Source organism: Vibrio scophthalmi LMG 19158, assembly GCF_000222585.1.
Lineage (GTDB): Bacteria > Pseudomonadota > Gammaproteobacteria > Enterobacterales > Vibrionaceae > Vibrio > Vibrio scophthalmi.
Window position 1 is genome coordinate 20,599 of record NZ_AFWE01000156.1, and the last position, 23,803, is coordinate 44,401.

The following is a 23,803-nucleotide window of genomic DNA, read 5'->3' on the forward strand; positions in this document are numbered from 1 at the left end:
GTTTACCTAAATCTTATTAATATATTGTAGGGTTGCTTTTATTTCAGAAATTTCATCAAACGTTATTTTTAAATATTGATTTCCGTTTGATGGGAAAAATAGTGACGTAAATACATTGCGTCCTTGATCTGAAAATAGTTCGATAATACTTTGGTCACAGGATAGAGTTAGAGCACTGCTTTTTTTGGTTAATATACAAGAACGAATGGAACCAAATTCATATTCTTTTGAATTATGATTGTAATGGGTTCGATCCATTACAAGCTTGTTGTTTTTATTGTCGACAGTGAAAATAAATTCATGGTCAAAATCATCAGAAATAATAATCGATAGATTTGATGTTTGAGCGTAATCAATGTCGAGTGAAAATGACAAAGACTCTAATCTAATCACTTCACCACTTGCTAGTTCTGAACTTGCCAAACTTGGCTTGGCATTATGTTCATTCATCGGTACTAGGGTTTGATGAAGCTTATTGTCTTGAATCGATAATTTTCTTGGTGCAGTTAAGCAGTTAACCCAACCATATTGCTCTGATGGCAAATTATTATCTGTGCCAGCCCAGGCGATTAACGTTGGCTCAATGGGTGAATTGGCCATTGTTTGTGGTGCGTAGAAATCAAATCCACGGTCAAGCTCATCCCAATGAGTGACGGTGAATGTGAGTGATGCCCAATCAATCTTGCCAATGCAGTACACAACGTTATAGCGGTTGTGGAATTTTTCTTGCTTTGGTGAAATGCCTTGCGGCGAAAAAATCAGCACATCTTTACCATCAACCTCAAGTAAATCGGGGCACTCAAACATAAATGCTTCATTAAAGTCAGCATCAATATCGATTGATAGCTCACCTTTTAAAGACCAATCAATCAAATTATTTGAGCTATAGATAATGATCGAACCTTTTAAATCCTTTTCTCGCTGTGCGCCAAGTAGCATGTAATAAAGATCGCCTTTCTTAACGATCTTAGGATCTCTTACATGGCCGGTATAACCTTTCGGGAATGATGAGATAATCGGATTATGGGACGATTTTTCGACGCGATTATCTTTATGCAAAGTAGCAAGGCATTGATTCGCATCACGCTCATTTCCGTGTTTTACGTTACCGGTATAAAATAAATATGCTGAATTATCTTCAATAAAAGCCGCGCCAGAATAAGCCCCATGTGATTCGTATTGTTCAATCGGTGTTATTTTACTTCCGTGCTCTTGCCATGAATATAAATCAGATGAGGTTAGATGCATCCAATGTTTCATGCCGTGAATAGTGCCAAATGGATACCATTGGTAAAATAAGTGATATTCATTGTTGAAATAACAAAATCCATTTGGATCGTTTAATAGCCCATGAGGAGGGGTGACGTGAAAGATTGGACGATATACGTTGTTGCAGCGAATTTTGTCAAAATTTTCACTTTCTTCTCTGGTAGCACTATTAATTGTTTTGTATTTTTCTAAATCCACTGTGATAGCCGATAACTAATTTGTTTGGGTGATAATAGGCATTCCTTATCGCTTTAGAAACCAGTTGCCAGAATCTATCGTTAAGTAAGTTATCATTACCGTAGGTTGGTGATACATCTGTGATGTAACACAAAATTTTGTTACATCATTCATCGTATGATGAGCACCATTATCCGAAATCCCATCATGAGTTAGAGAATGACTATCAGAGATATTGCTAAAGAATCGGGTGTTTCAATTGCCACAGTATCTCGAGTGATCAATAACAGTGGTAAGGTCTCTGACGCCGCCCGGCACTCAGTAGAGGCCGCGATTGCAAAGTTTGATTACCAAAAACCAGAGCCAAAGAAGAGAAAGGCCACTAAGCTGTTTGGTGTTATTGTGCGCAACATGAGCAATCCGTTTTTTTCTAAATTAATTGATGTATTAGAAGAAGAGGCTTATAGGCACGGGCGCAGCATTTTACTGTTCAATAGCCGCAACAACTTAAAGCTGGAACAGACCTTTTTAGAAGAGTGCAAGCATCATCGTGTGGATGGCGTGTTTCTCATTCCACGTTCGTTAAAAGAGCAACACATTGCTCCTTTGCAGAATACCTCTTTCCCAGTAATTTTGCTTACGGCGACGTCTCCTTTGTGTTTGAGTATTGGCACTCATCACCAACATGGTGGTCGTTTGGTTGCTCAACACTTTATTAAGCGGGGTTATCAACGCATTGGGTTTATTGGCAGTACAAACCAGCAATCGGACCGATTTATAGGTTTCAAAAGAGCCTTGTTAGATAGCAACAGAATGCTAAGCGATAAATGCATTCTTACGCCTTATACAACGCAATCCCTTCAACAATTCGTTGAGCAACAGATACTGCAGTCAGAGGTGCCTTTAGAAGCAATTTTCTGCTCTGATGATATTTCTGCCAGTCATCTCCACAACCAACTGAATCACACCCAAATGAGTAAGCGGGTGGATATTGTGGGATTTGATGATACCTATATTGCGCAATCTCTTGGTTTTTCGAGTGTTCATCAGCCAATGCACCAGATAGCATTGCGTGGTTTTGAATTGATGCTTGATGCGCTTAAAAATGGTTACCACGAGCAGAGGATCGCTAATAAAGCCGTTGAGTATTTGTTAGAACCGACATTAGTACTGCGTTCTTCCCCAACGATTGCGATACAAGATCGTCTCTACGAGATCCTTAAAGAGCCGTAAGAAGCGAGGGCAATCTGCTAACATCTCCCTTTGCATTGTGGTTGAGTTTTTACAGTTTATGTCACGGGGTTGGGATATAAACTTTATGCTTTCAGCGGATTAGAGTCGATTTTTTTGCAAAGTGGGAAGATCGCTTGCTAAGCTTTATCGATATATAAATCTGGAAATAGTCAATATACACACATTTTGCACTAGTCTCTCAATATTGATTACACGTTTCGTGAAACAGTTGCGGGATTGATTGTTTTCAAGCTATTTACTGATCTGAACTATTCATAAAACTAATCAATATCAGGTAAAGGTGTGATTATGAAAACAAAAATGTCAGTTTCGGCTCTGTTGATTGCTTCTGCTCTGTCTCTAGGTTTAGCCTCATCCGCGTTTGCTCATGAATATACGCTATCAGCAGAAGATGCTGCCCGCTACGGGATCAACGTACCTACGATTAAAGTGAATTATGATCTTTTACCGTACCAGCATATTTTGTACGGATTCCAACTGCATGTGGAGTTAGACGGTGCAACATTAAACACGACTAACGTAAACACGTTGCGTGACGCGACTCGCCTTTCAACCCACAATGTTGTCCGTCCGTATCGTGTTAGTCAAAATAAAATCAGCTATCGTATCTCCGGTGAATTAGATCACCGAGCGGTGAACTTTATCGATTTCACTTTGGATAAGAGTGTGCTTTCCACTGATCATGATCTTAGTATTCGTATTCCTGTTGAGATTGATGTGACGCCACCAGATACGCCGCATCTTCTAGCCAATAAAGTCGCGACTCTTAATGTCGATAGCGTTAAAGCGGAAGACTTCCTTATCGATTCTAATCGCACTTTATATAAGATTACTTTGAATGAGGGGGAGTTTTTACCGGGTTGTGCAGATCCTATTGCTCATAGCATTATTCGAACCAGCAATGTTGACGGAATGGTCCGAATCTGGAAGAAGACCAACAAGATGGTTGAATTTGTGGTTGAAGGCGGCTACCACACGCCGATCGTTGGTAACTGGAACTTCGAACTGGAGCCAAGCACGACAACGTTGAATAAAACCTTATATATCAGTACACCAATTCAGCACTAAGGTGTTGATATAAAGTTAAAAAGCACTCATTGTTGAGTGCTTTTTTATGCTCTAAGAAAGGTAAGTTTGGGTGTGCTGAACTTGGTAGGATTAATTCAGCCGAAGGTGGTTTTTCAATAGTGCGATACGCAACCAATGGTGAACCAGCCAGATCACCATTGCGGTTAATGTTACCGCAACAAAAATAGAACTGAAGCGATATAGGATCGAGAATAGGGCATCTTTTTGCTCTGGCACCAAAGAGGTTGTTAAAGGGACAGAGAGTGCCGACATGGCTGAAAATGCGATAGCGGCTTTCACTTGCCCTTTGGTTAGCCAAAGGCAGAATGGCCCCATCGCGATGGTAAAGGCGAGCCAAAACAATAAGCCATTGCTAAACCAATGCCCCAGAATAAGTTGAACCCCCAAGCCTGCGATGCAGCCAAGCGCCGTGCCTATTATACGAATTTTCGCCATGCCCATCGCTCCCGCTAACGTCATCGGTGTGAGAATAATTAAGATGGAAGCCTGTGCTGAGAGAGAATCATATAAATCCGCTACTTGAAATAAAACAAAGGCGACCATCGCAACCACCCAACCCATGGCGACTTGGCTGATGTAATCAATATCACTTTTAACCGGGGTTATGACTTCTTCTTGGGAAGGGAAGTTTGTCTTTTCGGGAAACAACCAATACGCCAAGGCGCAAATAATGATATTGCTGGCTGCGATAACCCAAAGATTGATGTTAAATTCTTCAATATCAATAAAGCCATAGCTAGCAAAATTGAGCACAATCGATCCGACCAGCAGCCCCATATAACCAAATAAATAGGTTTGCGGCTTCATCATGGCGATGCATTCGAATAGCATCATGATCCCAACTGCGACGGTCATGATCAATGGGTGAAACTGCAAATACTCTAAAATGAAGGTGGCTTGCAGTGTTGTCCATACTGCTGAAAATAAGATGCTGAGCACCATCGGTAGATGGAATTTGTCCATGCGGCCAAGTACAAACAGGGGCAGCATGATGGCAAAAAATCCATAAGACCAATTGAATAACATGCTCAGAGCAAGGCCTGCTGAGCAACCAAACCAAATACGTAACACCTTCATTTGTTCGCCTTTATCTGCTTAGTAAACATAATGAAGCCAGCTAGCTAGATGAACTTGCGCTTCTGCCATTGTTTGCCAAAAAATGCTATTGCTCGGATACAAGACCACGGTAGCGCGAGAACCAATAAAGAGGGCAGTTGGCAGTGACTGTTCGCTGGTTAAATTCACGCGAGTTCGTTGTGCATCGCGTACCCAGCGGTTATTTACTTCCACTTTGGTTAATGCCCCATTTGGTGTCTGTTGTGCCGCGGCGACGCCATAATCTCGGCTGGTGAGTGCAAAGTTATACACTTGGCTAGGTAGTGCATCAAAGGCAATCAATGCTGCATATTGTTCTGTTACTTGGGCCACCGATTTTTCGCGAAAATCTGCAGCGACCCACATGGAACCGGTTGGAATAAAGGTCAGTAGCGGCATATTGGTATTAGCGGTCGTTCCTTCTTCCAACTGTACGTTGGTCGCCACACCATCGCTTGGTGCGACGATTGACGTGTTGGCAAGATCAAGCTGCGCTTTAGCGATCTCATTTAAGGCGAGTCGTACTGGAGTGCTTTGCCCTTTGCCATTGCCTAATTGAGTTTCGATCACTTTTAAGGCTTGTTGTTCTGCTTTTAAAACGGCTCGTGTTACTTGATCTTGGGCGAAAGCGCTATCAAGACTGGATTGTGAGATGATGTTTTTCTTCGATAGAGTTTGTAAGCGTAAGTACTCATGATGAGCGTTATTAAAGGTTGCGCTGGCGCGTGCAATATTGGCCAGTGCCGCATCACGTTGAGAATACAAACTGGCTTCCTTTTCATAAGCCGATTGTAGGGATAACTGAGCTCGCTCGAGTGCAATTTCATATTTGCGAGGATCGATGGTAAACAGCGCTTCACCTTTCTTAACCGTTTGGTTGTTGGTGACCGTTACTGAGGTGACTTTCCCAGATACTTCTGGCGCAATCTGAACAACGTAGCCTTGTACGCGTGCTTCTGTAGTGAGTGGGACATATCGATCAGCAACGATGATGTATAAAAATAGAACAATAAATAGGACAATTAGTGTGCGCATCCAATGCTTGAATTTCTGATCAGCCGTCATGGTATTTCTGTTTTTAGGGAGGTGGGGGTGAATTATAGAGATCGGCGTCACATTTCGGTAGAATCATAAATACCACATGAATGAACTAAAAGTAGGACAATGAAAGCCAGTATTGATGATATCTACCTATTTACCCAAACGGTTCTCCATGGTGGGATCAGCGCGGCTGCTGAAAAAAATCAGCTACAGCGCTCAAAAGTGAGCCGACGCTTGCAAGAATTGGAAAAAGCGATGGGATGTCAGTTGTTGATACGGACCACTCGTACCATTGAATTAACCGAACATGGTAAGCGGTTGTTCGAACTGATGGCGCAGCCGATTGAGCATATTCAGCAAGGGGTTCGCTTGATGAGCCAATATCAACATAAGTTGGGCGGTAAGGTACGCTTGGCGATTCCTGCGGCATTGATGGCATCACCAACGCTTACCGCGATCATCGATGAATATACATCAAGTTTTCCTGATATCAGTGTTGAAATTGAAAGCCATCAAGAAAGTGTCGATTTAAAGCGGCAGGCGTTTGATATTCAGTTATTACCAAGCATGGTGAAGGTCAATGATGATAGCTATGTACAGTTCAGCTTACTGCCTTATCGAAGCCACTTTGTTGTGGCTAAGAGCTATTTTGACCATCACCCTGCGATTAACTCGATCGAGGACTTAGCCGGCCATCGTTTACTGACAAATCGATATAACGCCGATTTACTCGATCCGTCGCTACCTATCGCATTGCGTTCTGACGATCTCAATTTATTGCGTTCGATGGCGATAGCAGGTAACGGCATCGCTTTTCTTCCCCATGTACACGCCAAGCCGGCCTTAGCTGAAGGGCTGCTGGTGGAAGTTCTGCCGGATTACCGTCATCCACAACAGCACCTAACCTTGATTTACCCTTCAGCGATGTTCTTACCCAACAAGGTCAAAGTTCTGATTGAGCTTTTTCGGGAGAAGTTTGGGTGATTTGATCGTATGTCATTATTGGCTTTTAGATATGTACGTTTCATGAGGGAAGGCGATAAAAACCTCTAACGTAATTTCCATTAGCGGAGGAGTATGTGATTCGAAATGAAAACGGTAGTCTGTGTATGATTGGTTTTGTTTGGCGACGAAATCATATGACAGACTACCGTTGTTGTTCCTAGCCTGTGGTGAGGCTATTTTTGAGGGCTTAGAGACCTTCATCGAATAAAGATAACGGTCTCTAAGGATGGTCTAGTGTCATTATGTAGATGAACAAATTTGGTTAGACAACTCGAAGTAGCGTTGCATGACCGATATCGAAATTGCATCTTCAATCAGAGGGTTTTGAAACTGATCAATGTATTTGTGCGCATTTTTAATAATGAGCTTTGCTTCTTGAGGGTGTGCTAAATAATATTGAATTTTATCTTCAAGATCCGAATAGTCTTCATTTAATTCGACATAGTGAACACCGGGAATCAACGTTCCTTCCATAAACCAGGTTTCAAATTTTGGTTTGACCATCAAACAAAGTGAATTTGACGATAATGTCCATTTTAAACTTGTGGCGACATCATTACCTTCAATTGACAAAATGAACTTATATTGTAATTGTTCATCAATGGACAATTTGTCTTTTTGCCATGGCACGTTTTCGACAGGTTTGTTAGTCTGACCAACATTACACAGAGGGCTTAGATAGTACTCTTGAATAAAACGCTTGCGATGCTCTTGATAGGCCGCACCTCGCCACACAAGTAGATCTTTCTTCTGCTCGTACGTATAAGGATCGTTTAAAAAATGAAAGTGGCGATTTTTATCGAGATTTATAAGCACAGCGTTTTCATTATTGCCATTAATTGGGCGAGCTTTTACGAAAAATGGATAAGATTCTAAATGTGTTTCGTCACCAAAACGATGATTAAACTTCAAGTTGGATGGAAAATATTTTAAGTACTGTTTTAAATCATAATAGTAAGCACTTGGTTTTTCATTTTTAAATTCATTAATCACTTTTGCATCGGAAGTTACGGAAAAATGATTGTGTTTTTTTAAATAATAGTTAACTCTTCTATCAATATCTTCGTTGTCGATAAATGATAATAACTGTTCTTTTCTTCTTTTATAAAAATAAGAAGGTATCAATTCTCTCAAAATGGCTTGAATATAAAAAGCATGTTTTGAAGAATTACTGTATGAAGACGAAAAAACCATAAATACCTGAGTGTCTAAGCCTAGTTTGTTGTTTTCTGTAACTAACATTGCTGAATCTGTGGCAAGTGTACTATATGTTGATTGTCGAATCTCTGAATTTGTCGCCCTTAAAAGGGGGATCTCAAATTTAGTAAATGTTCGCGATGCCCATTCAATAAGGCTAGGTTACTTAATCATCAGTAAGTCTCGTTTTCTACAGCTGTGGAGCTTACTTTCAATTTAAGCGGTGCTTCATTAAGAGTCTTCTGGCGTACTTATTTTAATGATGACTTGGTTTCGTCCATTGTGTTTGGCTTCATATAACGCTTGATCGACCCGATTTAAAACCGTGTCTATAGAGTCTTTAAGCTGACAAGATGTCACCCCTACACTCACGCTGACGTTACCTGCTTCCAATAAGTTGATTTTTTCCATATTGCGTCGGATTCGTTCAGCGCGCTCGGCGGCGAGTTCAATATTGGTTGAGCACAGAACGATGAACTCTTCGCCTCCCCAGCGTCCTTGGATATCGCCAGGTTGGGTTGAATTAATGATGGTATCGGCAACACTAACAAGCACCTTGTCACCCATGTTATGACCATAGGTGTCATTAATGGCTTTAAAGTGGTCAACATCCAACATCAGAACGCAAATGGTCTGGCTGCTCTCTGTCAGAGAATCGATAGCTTGATCTATATGTTCTTCCACATAGCGTCGGTTATAAAGGCCGGTAAGTTGGTCGGTCGTGGAAAGCTTGTAGAGAGAAGCATTTTGCTCTGTTAATGTATCGTTTGCGTCATGCAGCGCTTGAGTACGCTCTTGAACAATGGCTTCTAGATTTTGGTTTAAACGAGCAAGATCTTGATAAATAGTGGCATTTTCGAGCGAGATGGCCGCTTGAGAGGCGATGATTTTCAATGTCTGTACTCTGTCGGCGTGGAAAGCATCGGCCATGTGATGGTTCTCCAGATAGAGCATGCCAGACATTTTTTTGCCGCGTAGAATCGGTACGCATAATACCGAAATACCTTCTTTTGCTGCTAAGTATGGGCAGCGGTCAAATTGTTCGTCATGATTGGTCGGGGTGTAAACCACGGCTTCACCAATATTTACCACATAACGAATGACGGCATGTGAAAATATGACATCTGTAATACCTGGTGAGGGTGAATTTGAGTGCAGAGGAGAATCTTCAGAGCAACTTACTCTGCTACCGACGTTACTCCCAAAGGTTAAGTCTTCTACGATCAATTCGTCAGAGTCGTATGAGGATTCAATTTGATGGGTCACAAGAAACTCGCCGTTTTTCTCTAAAAGCAGTAACCCACGCGTTGCTCCTGCATTTTCAACCGCTAAACTAAGAAGTTCTTCCGCGAGTTTCTCAATATGGATATGTTGCGAAACGGCTTGCGAAGCTTTCACGACGGAAGCCATATCAAGAGTGGCTGAGAAGTCTTCTGTCCCTAATGTTGAACTAATCGCGGTACTTAGTGGTTGGGGTTGCTTATCTCTTGCAGATTGAAGATCAGGATAGTGCTCAATGAGCGAATTAACCTTACCGGTAGCCCCCCATTGCTCGTAGCCTGCTAAGGCGCGGCTGAAATAGGTATTGGCTTGATACGTTTTGTTCTGCTGTTGCCAAAATAGTCCCGTGAGTTCGTCGGCTAAAGCCGCATCGAGAAGAAATCGTGATTCGAGGGCGTTATCTCTTGCCTGTTCAAAATAGTCAATGGCTAACATCGGCTGATTATTAAGCCTTGCGATTTCAGCTTTTAACAATAGGTACTTATGTCGATAGTTAGTAGGGCAGAGATCGGCCCAAAGTTCAAATTTAGTTAAAATGCCTCTTATCGACGTGAGTAAATCTTCCCGTTCTTGACCGATTAACGAACTGCAATTGGCAGTCAGGTGTAGCCCAGTATAGAGGTAACTATCGACCAAAATAATCTGTGCTTGTACGGTATTTTCTATGACTGGAAGCCATTCAAGCAACTGACTTGTTGGTTGTATTTCCCGCGCAAGTAGTGTGGCTCGTAAAACCGAGTAGACAGTGTGACCATAAAAGAAAGGGGCGTCTTTAAAAGCAGCCAAGGTGTCAGTGGTTGAAAACTGGTCATCGTCAAGAGAGGAGAATCGGTGGGTTTCTCCTTTTAGATGGCGTAGAGGCTGATTGACAATGATGTTGAGTAAATCAGCCATGTCATTCAATCGGTTTGAAGAAAGGTAGCTTAAACTATCTTCAGCTTGTGATTCGACAGCCTTTAAGTGCGCGCCTGATGCCAATAATAAGTGAGGAAGTTGTAGAAACACCCAGCCAGCATAGGGAGAACCCGATTCCTGTGACAATTTTGACGCTTCAAACCAATAGTGATAGCTCGAATTTAGTGGCGCTAACCAGTGATTAATTCCCAACGAAAAGACATGATAAGTGTAGTTTTTGAATGCTGGATTTTGATACTTATCTGCTAATTTGATCGCTAAGCTGCCAATCGCGTGGCCTTGTTGATATTCACCACTAGAGCATAAAACAGTCGCGTAGTTGATGTAACCAACAGATGTAATAGGGCAGTTTCCTCGTTCAATTGAAATCCGAGCGCTAATGGCAGCCGCAACGGCAATGAGTGGTCCTTTCCCAAGTAGATAGGCGTCACCGAATAGGTCAAACAGCAATTCTTGAGTGAGCATGAATTCTGCATCATCGATTTCGGGCTGTATAAATAGCGCGTCTAGTTCGGTTTGTTGGAGTTGAGCTTCTATTTGCTGTTTTTCACTTGCAAACAGCGCCAGTAGCGCTTCATCATTGTCTGGTAAATGAATGCCAAGCAGTGAAAGAGCTTCGCATTCAAACTCGACAGATTTTTGATATAAGCCTTGGTGATGGTACTGCTTTGCTTGAATTGTCGCGAGGCGAAGTTTATCTCTTTTGTTTTTTAACGTCTCTCTAAGCTGCTTGTACAACGTTTCAGCTTTCTCAAATCTCGCCACTAAATAACACGCTTGGGCATAAGCTAAATTCACTTCAACAGAAATGTCATCAGCGACGTTTTCGCGATTAATCGCGACTAATTGATATGCATTATCTAAACAGGAGTAAGCAACACTATACGCCGCTGACTGATTGGCTTTTTTGCCCGCTCTTAGATTCAGTTTTATCAGTGTTAATTGCTGCTCACTGTTAGCATTACAGCGTCCTTGATTGAGATGTTCAACAGCATCAAACAGTTTATAGTCACAGTGTTGCTGTTCAATTTGGCTAAGTAAACATTGACCGATTTTCCAGTGCAAATTGACTTGTTGTTGGTCAGAAACGCTGGTGTAGGCGGCTTGTTGAATTCGGTCGTGAGCGAAGCGAAGTGTGATATCGGGTAATTGACCGGTTGTTGCAATAGTATGGAGCTCAAAATCATCGTCTAAAGGCAGCAATAGCCCTTGAGTCACGATTGGTAATAGAGCCGTCGCGACCGAATCTGTTGGCAATTGGGCTAAATTCGCCAATAGTTTGAGACTAAAAGTATTGCCGATACAACTGGCTAGTTGCAGCAGTTCAAACGTGCTCATCTCCAATTTGTTCATATAACTTTGTAGCATCGAAACGGAGTTTTCCGCCTTAGCTAATTTGGTAACTTGCTCTTTATGCCAGTTCCACCTCTTCTGCTTGTAGTCAAAATACAAGTGCCCCTTATGATGAATGGTTGCCAGCATGGTTTTAAAAATCAATGGATTACCATTGGTTCGTTCAAATAACATCTGGTTGAGTTGCTTTGCATCTGATGGGGGTAACTCGACCGCATCATTGAGTATGTTGTGCAGAGTCGATGCAGAAAGTGCAGACAATTCAATACTGCTTATGTTCGGACAACTTGCTTTGATCCCCGGCATTGCGATTGTGAGAGGATGAGTCTCGGCAACTTCATTGTTGCGATACGCGCCGATAATCATCAGGGAAGAGTGGCTGAGTGTCGGCGCCATTGCTTCTAGCAGTGTAAGGCTTGGAGGATCAATCCATTGCAGATCATCAATAAACAGGACGATGGGTTTACCCGCTGCTCCAAGACTGGTCAGTAGATTTTGAAAGGCAGTATTGAAGCGAATCGAGGCAGCTTCCATAGAGAGCTCTTGCGGGGATGGCTGTTCTCCAATTAACCAAGCTAGCTCAGGCAGAGCATCGATCACGACTTGTGCATTGGCCCCTATGCCGCAGAGGATCTTTTGTCGCCAAAATTGCACGGTTTCGCCATCTTCCGCCATGACTTGTTTGATAAAACCTGACAGCGCTTGCAAGATGGCAGAGTAGGGTTGGTGACGCAGAACTTGGTCATATTTTCCGCTGGTGATATAGCCGCCTTGTGCGGTGAGTGGACGGTAGAGTTCACGAATTAGTGATGTTTTGCCAATGCCTGAATGACCTGAAACAAATAGGAGTTGTCCATTACCAAGGCTAGTTTGGTGGAATGCATCGAGAAGCTGTTTGGTTTCTTTTTCTCGCCCATATAGCTTTTCTGGAATTAAGAACCAGTCATGTTGTTCTTGGCTAGCGAGCTCAAAATCATCAATGTCGCCACCTTGCATCCAATTATTCAAGCAACGTTCTAAATCTGCATCAACCCCTTCCGCGCTTTGGTAGCGAGCATCGGGAGATTTCTTCATCAGTTTTTTGACTATTTTTGACACAACGCGAGGAACGCTTGGTTGAACTTGATAAATGGGCGTCGGCTCTAAAGCAATATGACTATGAATAAGTTCATTGTTATCTTTTGTCTCAAACGGTAAACGTCCGGTAAAGAGTTCATACAGTAAGACGCCTAATGAATAAAAATCGGTTCGAAAATCAAGCCCGCGATTCATGCGTCCTGTTTGTTCAGGAGACATGTAAGCTCTTGACCCTTCGATGAATTTAGGGTTGATTACGGTTCGAGACCTATTTGGAAACTCAAGTGAAGAGCAAAAATCGATGAGGGTGACATTACCGCTATCACGGTTAATGAGCACATTGCCTGCTGAAATGTCCCGATGGCAAAAGCCTTGTTGATGTAATAAGGCAATCAGTTTGGTTACTTTGGTGCTGATTTCGAGCGCGGCCGAGAAAGAGATGGTGTTGTGCTTAATATAATCACGTAAAGATTCTCCTTCGACCCATTCTCTGACCAGAAAAGCGCTATTTTTAGCTTCAATATAGTCGAGTGCCAATGGTAATCCATTACCGTCGAGTGCCGAGAGAATCAGGTATTCGCGCTTTAAAGCCGCTAGTTGATGGGGGGTTGGAAAGGCACTGGCGGGTGTTTTAAGTGCAACGCTAACCTGATCTGCCGTTCTTTTCGCACGGTAGACGTAATTTTGATGACCTCGATAAACGAGCTCTATCTGTGAGAATCCCTCTAACAGCATCCTTTCTCATCCTTGACAGTTTGCTTTTAATTCCAACGACCGATAAATTTTGTTTGTTATTATTTTGATTTACCACCTTAATCGATATGTTTAATATCATCAATAATCGACATTTCATTAACAAATATTTATCTAATCGATCGCATTTTTGTGATTTATTCTTTGCTGTTGCTTTGGAATGACGGCTTGTTAGTTCGAGAAGAAAATCTGTTATGTGGGGGCGAAGTCGCGGACATTTGCAGTGAACGCAAGCGAATGAGATGCTCACTGCAAATAGAGGAAATGCAAATAGAGGAAATATTTAGACTATCGGTGTTATTTTCGCAGCCTAATTATGCATGTTTTTTGGTGATCTTTCTCTTGTTACCCACCAACAAAGCAGTGAGCCGAGAGTGACCATAGCCACACCTTGCCAAAAGCTTTGGCTTAAAGCGACACCGAGCAATATGGATGAAAACAGAGCTGAAAAAATAGGGGTGAAGTAAGAGAGGGTTGCGAGAAATACCATGTTCCCACCCACGATGGCAATATTCCACAACCCGTATCCGCCGGCCATAAGAAAGGCCGCTGAGGCAAGATAGCTAAGGCCTTGCCAAGAAAAGCTGATTGCGGGCTCATCACTGGCCGCATACTTGATCCATAGCGATAGCGCTGTCGCAATAAAAAACACAGTAATGGCATTGTGTTTTGATTGCTGTCTTTTGGTTAGGTTGCAATAGCAGGCCCAAATAATGGCGCCGCTAAAGGCCATTAGGTAGACCAATGGGTTAGTACCGATATTGGCACTAAGCTGCTTAAGCGATAAACCATTATCACCACTGACGGTCCAAGCTACGCCAATAAAGGCGAGGGTAATGGCTGGATAAAGTAGCCAGTTTGGTTTTTTGTTGCTCCCTAGAACCGCAAATAATACCGTTAAAGCAGGCCATAGATAGTTGACGATGGAAATTTCGATTGCTTGGGCTCGAGAGTTTGAATAACCCAGTGACAGTGCGAGGAATATTTCATAGCAGACAAAAAGTGCGCCGCCCATCAGTAGATAGCGAGTGGAAAAGTACGAGAGTTTTGGAATTCCCACTACGCAGAGCAGAAATAGCGAACTAAGAGAGTAAAGTAGTGCACTGCCACCAATTGGGCCGAAGCTTTCCGTGACAAGTCGCGTACTGGCAAGTAAGCAGCTCCAAAATAAAATGGCAAGACAGCCGTAGATGGTGAAACGGATTTGAGATGAAGCCTTCAATGTTAGAGCCTAATAGCGAGTAATCGTTGGATAGCGCATAGAGTAGCGTAAAATTTGAGAGGCTCAATAAAAATTACAGTGATCAAGACACGATATCCTCTTGGCTGGTGTTTATGGAGTGGCGCCAATAACGAGCTTGAATGAAATATAAGAATCCAGCCGACATCGGGTATGGAATGTCGCTAAACTAAGCTTTTGTCGTTGAGCTAATATATTTAACAGGATAACCGCAACACAATGGGGTGGTTAAACGATTTATAGTGAACGTTTGGTGCTTGTTTGTCACAAGCTGAACGCGGCAACCTTCATAAAAGTGAAAAGATAGGCCTAGTATGCAATCAACTCAATTACCTGCAGATTTTCCACATCATCTATTTGAACAAAAGTGTTACATCAATGGTCAGTGGGTAGAGGGCGATGATGAAGATTGTGCTGTATTGAACCCATCGTCGGGGCAAGTGATAGGTCATGTTCCTAATTTGGGCGAAAAGCACGCCAAGCAGTGTATTGACGGAGCCCAGCAGGCGTTTAGCCAATGGAAACTGACCACGGCAGATCAGCGCGCGCTGTTATTACGCCATTGGTATGACTTGATTATCAAACACAGCAATGAATTGGCGATGATTTTAACCCTTGAGCAAGGCAAACCTTACACAGAGGCTCAAGGAGAGATCGCTTATGCGGCCAGCTTTGTGCTTTGGTATAGCGAAGAAGCTCGCCGTGCTTATGGTGAAGTGATCCCAAGTCATCGCAGTGATGGAAAAATCATTGTAACCAAAGAACCGATAGGTGTGGTCGCGGCGATTACACCATGGAATTTTCCAGCCGCAATGATCACGCGTAAATGCGCACCCGCATTTGCCGCGGGTTGCTCGGTTGTGTTGAAGCCTGCGCCAGAAACGCCATTTACGGCGTTGGCATTGGCGAAGCTTGCTGAGGAAGCTGGATTCCCAGCTGGATTGTTGAATGTCATTACCGGTGATGCAATCGCGATTGGCTCGGTATTAACCAGCGATAAGCGCGTGCGTAAGGTATCGTTTACTGGATCGACTCACGTCGGTAAAATTTTGATGAATCAATCGGCCACGACGATCAAAAAGATGGCGCTTGAGCTTGGTGGTAATGCGCCATTCATCGTATTCGACGATGCCGATCTTGATGCCGCCGTTGACGGTATCATGGTGGCGAAATTCCGCAATGCGGGGCAAACTTGTGTGTGTGCCAACCGCATTTTTGTGCAAGATTCTGTCTATGATCAGTTGGCAGAAAAATTGGTCGAAAGAGTACAAACATTGAAAGTCGGAGATGGTTTTGGTGAAAACGTCGCTATTGGTCCACTGATAAACGCAGCAGCCTTGGAGAAGGTTAAACGCCATGTCGACAATGCGATCGGGTTAGGTGCAAGATTGCTTTGTGGTCGGTTGCCTGCAGACGATTCTTTGTTGGTGGAGCCTTTTGTTTTAAGCGATGTGTCTGATGCAATGTTGGTCGCGAGCGAAGAAACATTTGGCCCACTCGCTCCACTGTTTCGCTTTACCGATGAGACTGAAGTCATAGAGCGTGCAAATCAAACGGAATCAGGTCTTGCCGCTTACGTATATACACAATCATTAGGCCGCTCATGGCGAGTCTCTGATGCGTTAGAGGTTGGAATGGTTGGGATTAATGAAGGATTGATCTCAACAGCCGCCGCCCCTTTTGGTGGAGTGAAAGAGTCGGGCTTGGGTCGAGAAGGTTCTCGCCATGGCATGGAAGAGTTTTTGGAAATGAAGTACCGCTTAATGGGTGGACTCCATCAATGACATGCCCAGCTTATTTGCAGTAGTGATGATTTGTTGATGATTTATTCGTCAATTTGGTGAAATTGTTAGCTGTGCACGAGTAAAATAAAACACCATTACCTACTATGGCTAGGTGAGGCATCGTTGATGCAATGATCTTTTAGGTTTCAAGCATTGAATTGGTCGAATACAACAATACCTTTCGCCATATTCAGTGCTTGTGCTTATCCGCAAGTAGAACATAAATACTGACCAATGGAATTGCGATTAAGCAGCATTACAAGGAGATGGACATGAAACATTTGGCAATGGCGGTTGTCGTCAAACAAGGGAAAGTCCTGGTGCAAAAACGCTACCGCGTTGATAAAGGCATGGTGTTGGAATTTCCTGGTGGAGAAGTTGGGGAAGAGGAAAATGGTACTAAAGCTGCTGCGCGAGAACTTGCCGAAGAAACCGGATTGTCGGATCTCAAGCATGCCGCCACTTACACCAAGGTCAATGACTATGGTGGTCGTATCTACTTCGTGGTTTTTCGTGCTAATCCAAATGATGAGCCCCAAGTTATCGAGCCGGCTCGTCAACAACAATTCATGTGGTTTGAACCGACCAAAATCCCGTTGGATGATTTCTATCAAGCTGATGTTGAGTTTATCACGTCACAGCTTAAGCAATATGCGTTGTCGCCAACATTAGTCTAAATGTGATTATGGGTTCGTGGGTCAGTGTTTTTGAGAGGCCTTGAAAAGAAAAAAGCCAATCACAATAGGTGTGATTGGCTAAATTTAGTGTGAACAAATTAGGTTCACTAACAACGTCAGTTGGCTAGGTGACCCTCGGCTTAAAAAGGGTCACTTTTAATAATGCATGATGCGTGCCACTTTTTAATGTGCCTTTTTGTTCATATGCTCGCGTTTTTCCATCAATTACCATGGTTATTTTTGCATATTGCAAATGCATTTTGCTAATTAACCAAAAATGCTATTGATAATCCAGATATTAACTGGTCTTTCATCGTTCTAAATTGAGTAGAAAAAATACAATTGGGACTTCATACGGATAATGATGCCACGTATCGCATCGAGAAAGTTAAGAAAACCGATTGGTTTCTCTGCACTGACCCATGCTAATCCAACAGAGCCGACAGGAATATCATAATCTTGCGGTTCTTCAATTTTCAATCGAACAAAGTGATGCTTGTTTTGCAGATTATTACCTGTCGTAGCTCGAACCGATTGGTCCAGTCCAAGTAGATTACTTTGTGCTTCACCAGTTGCTTCAACGATACCTTCAACATGCGCTGAAAAGATTTTTCCTGGGTAAACAGAGGAGGAATACTCCGCTGCTTGACCTGGTTTAATGTTACGAATGGCTTGATGATTAACACGCATGAGTACGTATTTTTCGTTCGTGTACATTTGTAGACGGGGTACCATCGAGACTCGCTGACCTTCGCGTAAAATGAAGTTAGTGACAAATCCATCCGTCGGAGCGTGCACTTTGGTGCTATCTAAATCCCATTTGGCTTTCGCGACATTCTGTTGTGCAGAGTGCCAATCAGCAGTGCGGCTTTCAATCGATAACTCACTTTTGACGATGGCGACTTGTGCTTTTTCTAGTTCGACCTGTTTGGTCAATATTTGTGACTTAATGGTTTCAATATAATGACTCGCTTTGATTACCGCAGTGTTTTGCTTATCGATATCACTCTCGGTAATGGTGTTCTGCACAACGCTATTTTGTTTCTGGTAACGAGTGAGAGTATTTCTTTGCAGTTGGTAATCTGCTCTTGCCGTTGCCAGCTGGGCTTCACTCGTGTGTAGATCTTGTTTAATCGACTGATAGCTTGCTTGCGCTGTTTTAACGTCTTGCTTAGCCACGTTGAGTGCTATTTTGGCCGCTTGTTCAGCGACTTGCGCTTGGCTATAAGCGATTTGGTATTGGGTATCATCAATTTCATAGATCAACTGTCCTTTTTCAATGGTTTGATTAGGTTGAATATAAATTTGAGTGACTTTACCTTTGACATTCGGGGAGTCAGGACGCAATTGGATGTGTGGTGACTGCACCAGCGAACCACCCGAAAGGTCCATCGGTGCGTAGTTAATCAGCCCAACCCAAACGAACATCAGCCACCCACCACCACCTAAATAAGCAAAAGATTTGGTGTAGGTGTTCCAAGGCATACCGATAAAACGCAATAAATAGATGAAAAGAGCCCAGACCGCTAAACCTTCTAGCATGTTTTATCCTCATTATTGGTTGCATGTGATGGTGCATGACGCCATGTATCGCGCAAATTGATGATTGCTTTTTCCATATCGACAAATGCTAAAATGACCGCAACGACCCATACCCAATGCCAAATAAACCCAATCCACGTGAGTGCAGTAATTAAGCCAATTTGATGATGTTCTTTACTGTGAGCTTTGCTTATTGGGAGTTCATGAAAGCGCCAAAAACCATAAGCGGCGGCGCCAACGGTGCCGACAAGTACAATGGTAGCGACAACATGCAATGCAGTATCAGCGCCGGAGCCAACAAATGGCACACTTAATAAACTCATTTTTTACCTCTCTGTTATTTCTCAGAAAGGATTGTGATCTATATTTGATTAATTCCTTAAAATGTGACAGATTTAATCAATTGTGGTTGGTTATTGACTAAATCTGAGATGAATAAAGTAAGGTTCATACGCGCACTCGGCTTGAAAAGTGTGCACAATCAAGTGCGACGACGTTATGGGCTAGAGCCTAATGCTCTGGCAATTCCAGAATCGGCGCTCAATAACCCAATGACACTGATCCCAATATCTGAAGTTAATTTATGGTATCAAGCGTTAGAAAAAGTAACGGGTAACGTCGATATCGTACTCGAAGTGGCGAGTGATATTAAGCCTGATGAGCTGGGGGCGGTTTCTCGTTGGCTTCTATCAGGGATCGATCTTGCTTCCGCTATTCGTCGTTTAAATTACGGCATCGGCAGTCTGCAATCAGGGGCTTTCCTTTCCGGTACGCAAAGCGGCCACATTATTAAATGGGTTTATCAAAATCCGTTTATCGATCCTCATAACAAAGTTCATGATGGTATGCGAGCGGCGATATTCATGACTAAATTAATTCGTCATTATGTTGGAGAGCAGTTTTCGCCAATGCGAATCATGATGCCAGGCATACGACAAAATGACGCTAAATATAAGCAATATTTTGGCTGTGATATTGGTTGGAATCACTCAAAAACAGAAGTGTGGTTTCATTCCGATCTGCGTATGGCGACGCAATCGATGCGACCATATCGTAGCAATAAATCGTTAGCGATGAATTTTACCGACCTCGATGAATTTCTAAACATGCCAGAACCGGATGATGAGATAAAGGTTATCTATGAGGTGATTAATTATAGCTGCCATTACGGTTTTCCAACCGTAGAGAAGGTATCAAAATTAGTTGGTTTGTCATCACAACAGTTCCAACGACGCTTGCATGCATTGGGAATGAACTTTACCAATGTTATGGGCTATGTGATGAGTAACATTGCGGTTGATATGATGGTGAAAGGTGCGACAGTTGATGAGGTTGCCGCACGCCTTGGATACCTAAATGTCGCGAGCTTTAATCGTATGTTCAAAAAGCAGCGGGCATTAACCCCTAAACAGTTTATTCAACGTTTACAAGAGTTAGACTAGACATTACTTATTACTTATTACTTATTACTTATAGGCTCGGGTTGGGATACTTCGTTGGGATTGATTTTGTACATCAATAGCGCAAATAAGCCAACCGCATACAACATTGACCAACCTAATAACGCGAGCATGATAGCACACGTAATTAGGGCAATTATCGCCAGTAATCGCGCGAACCCTTGCAGCAGTTTTACCGCGGCGAGCATAGCCATGAGATAGACCAAAATAAATACACCATTGGCGAGCTTAACAAAAAATTCTAAGTCTAATTGGGTCAGCTCGCCAACGATGCATGAGAGCAGTAATACACCTCCGACCGCGAACGTTGCATTAGCCGGTACGCCTTTAGTCGACAGATTGGCAAGACGACTACTTGGTGTGTACTCTCGCGCTTGTGCCCAAACCATACGGGCGAGACTTTGCGTGTATAAGTTGATGCTGGCAAAGCACGCAACAAAACCTAATCCACTGATCCACGGTTTGAATGTGTCATTAAACAGCAGTTGTGCAAGGTAGGGAATTGACCCCGTATCAAACTCGGTACTGCCGTAAGCATGGTATTTTATAACGACCACTGAACAAGCCCAGTAAGCGGCACCTGCGATGCCACAACCGACCAAGATAGCGATTGGAAAGTCACGTTGAGGGTTTTTAAATTCTTCTCCCATATGAGCAAACGCTTCAATCCCAACAAAACACCAAAACATCACCGCTAGCGCACTACCAATCATTGGCAAGTCTGACGACGAGATCGTTGGCATAACAAGATCTTGTGGGGAAATACTGCCAAACCACCATAATGCGGCGACAAGCATAAAAATACCCAGAGCAATGAGAGTCTGTAGTTGGCCTGAAGACTTTGCGCCGGATAAATTGACGATGACGAGTAAGAAAACGGTGAAGGTTTGAGCCAAAAGGGGGCTATTGAGTTGTGTGGGTAACAATGGTTGTAGAAAACCTGCGGCCAGTGCAATCGCCGCTGGGACACCGACAGGAATAACACTCAGAAACAACCAAGCAATGCTTTTTTCTAGGCGGCGATTAAACGCCTGACGGACGAAAAAAGCAGTACCTCCTGCGCTGGGATATCGCTTACCTAATTGAGCAAAGGTGAGGGCGATGGGGCAGATACCAATCAGTAAGAGTAGCCACGACCACAGTGATAATGAGCCTGCGATCCCTGCAGCCAGTGCTGGCACCATGAAAAGACCAGTGCCAAGTAATGTGGTTGATAACTGCCCTATGCCGGAGATAAGGGTTATTTCCTTTTTCAATTGTGCCATCGCTTGTTCATTGACTCCTTGTCGTAGGCAAAGCAGAAACAGATAACCTTGGGATAGAAAGGTTATTTGAAGATGATGAAATAGCTTACGCGGTATTACCACTAAGATCACTGCGCAAACTGTTCGTCTTTGGTGTCACTTTGACGTTATTTTCGATAAAAAAAGCCACAATGACCGTTAGATTACACAGGAAGATCGGGTATTATCATTTGAATTCAACACGGATTAGTTGGGCTATTACTAGGAATCATATGGATCAGTTTGACGAAAAAATTCTTACCCTGCTGAAATCAAATGCACGCTCACCGATTAGTGAACTGGCGAGACAAGTGAACCTGTCGCGTTCGGCGGTGACGGCGAGAATCCAAAAGCTCGAAAAGGACGGCATAATATTGGGTTACCATGCCAATATTAAAAAAGTGGATAATCAGCCGAAGATTAAAGCCTATTTGGCATTGAAGTTTGACACCTCTAGTTCAACCAAACACTGTGAGTCTTACGCTGCGCAGTTTTATCAGATTGATGGGATCAAATGGAGCCACGCGATCAGTGGGGAGACGGATATGATGCTTTATGTTGAAACTGAAACGATGGAAAGTCTTAACAATATTCGCAATCAACTGCACGCCATTCCTGAATTACGTCATTTGACGACTCACACTGTATTAACCGAGTTCTTCAATACTTTACACCATGATTAATCATATTAACTTAAACCTGCTGCGCTCATTGCAAGTCCTACTTGAAGAGTGTCATGTTAGTCGCGCTGCGCAGCGACTTAATATCACTCAATCGGCAGTCAGTCGACAACTCGCTCAATTACGCACCTTATGTGATGATCCTCTATTGGTCAGAAATGGTAATGTATTGGTTGCGACGCCAAGAGCTCAAGTATTATTGAGCCGCGTTAATTCACTATTAACCCAGGCGGATGAATTGTTTAGTGACATACCGTTTGCACCTGATATTTGGCAGCAAGAGTTTGTGTTTTCCTCTAGTGATTATGTGGCGCAGTTTATCGTTCCTGAAGTGGTTTCCTTGCTAAGCCAACAAGCCCCGCTTGTCGATTTGACTTATCGACTATGGCAGCCTGATTATCTGACACAAATACAATCGACGGGCATTGATCTCGCGTCGACGATGCTAGCACAGCCACCGGAACAGCTTTCAAGTATCCTGATTGGTCAGGACAACTCAGTTTGCCTAATGCGCGAGCATCACCCTTTAATGGCAAAGTCGCTTTGGTGCAGTGATGATATTGTTGGCTTTCCTCATCTAAAGGTCACTGGGGGAGGAGATAAAGATAGCCACGCCGATTTCGCTTTGTCTGCATTGGGGCTTAAACGTCGTATCGCCGTGAAAGTGCCTTTTTTCTCCGCGGCGGTTAATGCACTACAAAGCAGCGATCTATTGATGATTGTGCCTGAGCACATTGCGATTAACCTGGCCAAGCAAGCTCCATTGTCTTACCGCTCTTTACCTTTTGAAACGACAGCCCATCTTTATTGGCTAATGTGGCATCCTAAGTTTGATCAGGATAAAGCCCATACGTGGATGCGTAATAATGTATTGCAAGTGATGCAACACTCGCCGTTTTCGATAGGTATGATCTGAAATCATGTAGAATATGAAAAAGTTTGATTTCATTGCATGATCAATTGGGCGTAGTGTAGCTGAACTTTAAACTTATCTAAGATAATTCGATGACATTAACAATCTGGCTTTCGCTTTTTACTGTCTGCTTACTCGGAGCTATGTCACCAGGGCCAAGTTTAGCGATGGTCGCAAAACATAGCCTTGCTGGAGGCCGTAGCAACGGCCTTGCCACCGCATGGGCGCATGCGTTTGGTATTGGTATTTATGCGTTTATTACCTTGATTGGCTTGGCAGTAGTATTGCAACAATCCCCACTGCTGTTCAAAACCATTAGTTATGCGGGAGCGGCTTACTTAGCCTATTTAGGCGTCAATGCGTTGCGCTCTAAAGGCGGTGTTGCTGCTAAACTGCAGTCAGGTGAGCAAACAAGCTTATGGCAATCGGCGAAAGAAGGTTTCTTGATTTCTATCTTAAGCCCTAAGATTTCTCTGTTCTTCATTGCTCTATTTAGCCAATTTATCGCGGTTGGCAGTGATTTCAACAGTAAAGCTGTGATTGTGATTACCCCTCTCGTTGTGGATGGTTTGTGGTACACCCTTGTGACGTGTTTGCTTTCTAGCGCTCGCTTTATTGACAAAATAAGGACTAAGGCACAGTTGATCGATCGCCTTTCTGGCATCATCCTGATTTTGTTAGCCGCGCGAGTGGTCTTTACCCTTAACTAAAGACACAT

Annotated in this window: 18 protein-coding genes; 9 read left to right on the forward strand and 9 right to left on the reverse strand. The window is 43.1% G+C overall.

Annotation, left to right across the window (positions count from 1 at the left end; all coding sequences use genetic code 11):
• Nucleotides 1–6: 6 nt before the first annotated feature.
• Nucleotides 7–1,467, reverse strand: a complete 1,461-nt coding sequence (locus RH88_RS12120) for a glycoside hydrolase family 32 protein (protein WP_005596319.1) — start codon at nucleotides 1,465–1,467, stop codon at nucleotides 7–9.
• Nucleotides 1,468–1,665: 198 nt separating this feature from the next.
• Between RH88_RS12120 and RH88_RS12125 the strand changes: the two genes are divergently transcribed.
• A complete protein-coding gene (locus RH88_RS12125; RefSeq protein WP_005596320.1) occupies nucleotides 1,666–2,679 on the forward strand; it encodes a LacI family DNA-binding transcriptional regulator in 1,014 nt (337 codons plus the stop codon).
• A gap of 309 nt (nucleotides 2,680–2,988) precedes the next feature.
• Nucleotides 2,989–3,768: a hypothetical protein gene (locus RH88_RS12130; protein WP_005596323.1), complete on the forward strand. Its 780-nt coding sequence runs from the start codon at nucleotides 2,989–2,991 to the stop codon at nucleotides 3,766–3,768.
• A 90-nt stretch (nucleotides 3,769–3,858) separates the two neighbouring features.
• Here RH88_RS12130 and RH88_RS12135 read toward each other — a convergent pair whose 3' ends face one another.
• Nucleotides 3,859–4,866 carry a DUF2955 domain-containing protein gene (locus tag RH88_RS12135; RefSeq protein WP_005596324.1) on the reverse strand — a complete coding sequence of 336 codons (1,008 nt, stop codon included), beginning with the start codon at nucleotides 4,864–4,866 and terminating at the stop codon, nucleotides 3,859–3,861.
• Between the two features lie 18 nt (nucleotides 4,867–4,884).
• Complete coding sequence (locus RH88_RS12140; protein WP_005596325.1) at nucleotides 4,885–5,949, reverse strand: HlyD family secretion protein; 1,065 nt, start codon at nucleotides 5,947–5,949, stop codon at nucleotides 4,885–4,887.
• A 99-nt stretch (nucleotides 5,950–6,048) separates the two neighbouring features.
• On the opposite strand from RH88_RS12140, the gene RH88_RS12145 reads away from it, so the two are divergent.
• Nucleotides 6,049–6,909 carry a LysR family transcriptional regulator gene (locus RH88_RS12145; protein WP_005596326.1) on the forward strand — a complete coding sequence of 287 codons (861 nt, stop codon included), beginning with the start codon at nucleotides 6,049–6,051 and terminating at the stop codon, nucleotides 6,907–6,909.
• Between the two features lie 261 nt (nucleotides 6,910–7,170).
• Here RH88_RS12145 and RH88_RS12150 read toward each other — a convergent pair whose 3' ends face one another.
• From RH88_RS12150 to yddG, 3 genes are all read right to left on the reverse strand, one after another.
• Nucleotides 7,171–8,172, reverse strand: a complete 1,002-nt coding sequence (locus RH88_RS12150; RefSeq protein ID WP_005596327.1) for a glycosyl transferase family 90 — start codon at nucleotides 8,170–8,172, stop codon at nucleotides 7,171–7,173.
• 186 nt (nucleotides 8,173–8,358) lie between these two features.
• Nucleotides 8,359–13,488: a diguanylate cyclase gene (locus RH88_RS12155; RefSeq protein ID WP_005596328.1), complete on the reverse strand. Its 5,130-nt coding sequence runs from the start codon at nucleotides 13,486–13,488 to the stop codon at nucleotides 8,359–8,361.
• Nucleotides 13,489–13,816: 328 nt separating this feature from the next.
• Nucleotides 13,817–14,728: an aromatic amino acid DMT transporter YddG gene (yddG, locus tag RH88_RS12160; protein WP_005596329.1), complete on the reverse strand. Its 912-nt coding sequence runs from the start codon at nucleotides 14,726–14,728 to the stop codon at nucleotides 13,817–13,819.
• Nucleotides 14,729–15,060: 332 nt separating this feature from the next.
• On the opposite strand from yddG, the gene RH88_RS12165 reads away from it, so the two are divergent.
• Together RH88_RS12165 and RH88_RS12170 are read left to right on the forward strand one after the other, a co-directional pair.
• Nucleotides 15,061–16,530, forward strand: coding sequence for an NAD-dependent succinate-semialdehyde dehydrogenase (locus RH88_RS12165; protein ID WP_005596330.1), 1,470 nt, complete (start codon nucleotides 15,061–15,063; stop codon nucleotides 16,528–16,530).
• A gap of 272 nt (nucleotides 16,531–16,802) precedes the next feature.
• Nucleotides 16,803–17,207, forward strand: a complete 405-nt coding sequence (locus RH88_RS12170) for an NUDIX hydrolase (RefSeq protein WP_005596331.1) — start codon at nucleotides 16,803–16,805, stop codon at nucleotides 17,205–17,207.
• Nucleotides 17,208–17,525: 318 nt separating this feature from the next.
• Here RH88_RS12170 and RH88_RS12175 read toward each other — a convergent pair whose 3' ends face one another.
• Together RH88_RS12175 and RH88_RS12180 are read right to left on the reverse strand one after the other, a co-directional pair.
• Nucleotides 17,526–18,749, reverse strand: coding sequence for an HlyD family secretion protein (locus RH88_RS12175; protein ID WP_005596332.1), 1,224 nt, complete (start codon nucleotides 18,747–18,749; stop codon nucleotides 17,526–17,528).
• A complete protein-coding gene (locus RH88_RS12180; RefSeq protein ID WP_005596333.1) occupies nucleotides 18,743–19,072 on the reverse strand; it encodes a hypothetical protein in 330 nt (109 codons plus the stop codon). Before RH88_RS12180 ends, RH88_RS12175 begins: the two co-directional genes overlap by 7 nt.
• 108 nt (nucleotides 19,073–19,180) lie before the next feature.
• Here RH88_RS12180 and RH88_RS12185 point away from each other — a divergent pair, with 108 nt between their 5' ends.
• Nucleotides 19,181–20,191, forward strand: coding sequence for an AraC family transcriptional regulator (locus RH88_RS12185; protein WP_005596334.1), 1,011 nt, complete (start codon nucleotides 19,181–19,183; stop codon nucleotides 20,189–20,191).
• A gap of 17 nt (nucleotides 20,192–20,208) precedes the next feature.
• Here RH88_RS12185 and yjeH read toward each other — a convergent pair whose 3' ends face one another.
• Entirely contained in the window at nucleotides 20,209–21,474 is a 1,266-nt protein-coding gene (gene yjeH, locus RH88_RS12190; RefSeq protein WP_005596336.1) for an L-methionine/branched-chain amino acid transporter, read from the reverse strand.
• A 251-nt stretch (nucleotides 21,475–21,725) separates the two neighbouring features.
• On the opposite strand from yjeH, the gene RH88_RS12195 reads away from it, so the two are divergent.
• The 3 genes from RH88_RS12195 to RH88_RS12205 all read left to right on the forward strand — a co-directional run bounded on the left by RH88_RS12195 (nucleotide 21,726) and on the right by RH88_RS12205 (nucleotide 23,795).
• Nucleotides 21,726–22,175, forward strand: a complete 450-nt coding sequence (locus RH88_RS12195; RefSeq protein ID WP_005596338.1) for an Lrp/AsnC family transcriptional regulator — start codon at nucleotides 21,726–21,728, stop codon at nucleotides 22,173–22,175.
• Entirely contained in the window at nucleotides 22,168–23,088 is a 921-nt protein-coding gene (locus tag RH88_RS12200) for a LysR family transcriptional regulator (RefSeq protein ID WP_005596341.1), read from the forward strand. Before RH88_RS12195 ends, RH88_RS12200 begins: the two co-directional genes overlap by 8 nt.
• A gap of 89 nt (nucleotides 23,089–23,177) precedes the next feature.
• Nucleotides 23,178–23,795: a LysE family translocator gene (locus RH88_RS12205; protein ID WP_005596343.1), complete on the forward strand. Its 618-nt coding sequence runs from the start codon at nucleotides 23,178–23,180 to the stop codon at nucleotides 23,793–23,795.
• Nucleotides 23,796–23,803: the final 8 nt, after the last annotated feature.

Coding starts and splice junctions, on each gene's coding strand:
- RH88_RS12130 (WP_005596323.1), top strand. CDS start 2,989: ATGAAAACAAAAATGTCAGTTTCGGCTCTGTTGATTGCTTCTGCTCTG.
- RH88_RS12165 (WP_005596330.1), top strand. CDS start 15,061: ATGCAATCAACTCAATTACCTGCAGATTTTCCACATCATCTATTTGAA.
- RH88_RS12185 (WP_005596334.1), top strand. CDS start 19,181: ATGAATAAAGTAAGGTTCATACGCGCACTCGGCTTGAAAAGTGTGCAC.
- RH88_RS12155 (WP_005596328.1), bottom strand. CDS start 13,488: ATGCTGTTAGAGGGATTCTCACAGATAGAGCTCGTTTATCGAGGTCAT.
- RH88_RS12150 (WP_005596327.1), bottom strand. CDS start 8,172: ATGTTAGTTACAGAAAACAACAAACTAGGCTTAGACACTCAGGTATTT.
- RH88_RS12135 (WP_005596324.1), bottom strand. CDS start 4,866: ATGAAGGTGTTACGTATTTGGTTTGGTTGCTCAGCAGGCCTTGCTCTG.
- RH88_RS12195 (WP_005596338.1), top strand. CDS start 21,726: ATGGATCAGTTTGACGAAAAAATTCTTACCCTGCTGAAATCAAATGCA.
- RH88_RS12125 (WP_005596320.1), top strand. CDS start 1,666: ATGACTATCAGAGATATTGCTAAAGAATCGGGTGTTTCAATTGCCACA.
- RH88_RS12145 (WP_005596326.1), top strand. CDS start 6,049: ATGAAAGCCAGTATTGATGATATCTACCTATTTACCCAAACGGTTCTC.
- RH88_RS12140 (WP_005596325.1), bottom strand. CDS start 5,949: ATGACGGCTGATCAGAAATTCAAGCATTGGATGCGCACACTAATTGTC.
- yjeH (WP_005596336.1), bottom strand. CDS start 21,474: ATGGCACAATTGAAAAAGGAAATAACCCTTATCTCCGGCATAGGGCAG.
- RH88_RS12205 (WP_005596343.1), top strand. CDS start 23,178: ATGACATTAACAATCTGGCTTTCGCTTTTTACTGTCTGCTTACTCGGA.
- RH88_RS12180 (WP_005596333.1), bottom strand. CDS start 19,072: ATGAGTTTATTAAGTGTGCCATTTGTTGGCTCCGGCGCTGATACTGCA.
- RH88_RS12175 (WP_005596332.1), bottom strand. CDS start 18,749: ATGCTAGAAGGTTTAGCGGTCTGGGCTCTTTTCATCTATTTATTGCGT.
- RH88_RS12200 (WP_005596341.1), top strand. CDS start 22,168: ATGATTAATCATATTAACTTAAACCTGCTGCGCTCATTGCAAGTCCTA.
- RH88_RS12170 (WP_005596331.1), top strand. CDS start 16,803: ATGAAACATTTGGCAATGGCGGTTGTCGTCAAACAAGGGAAAGTCCTG.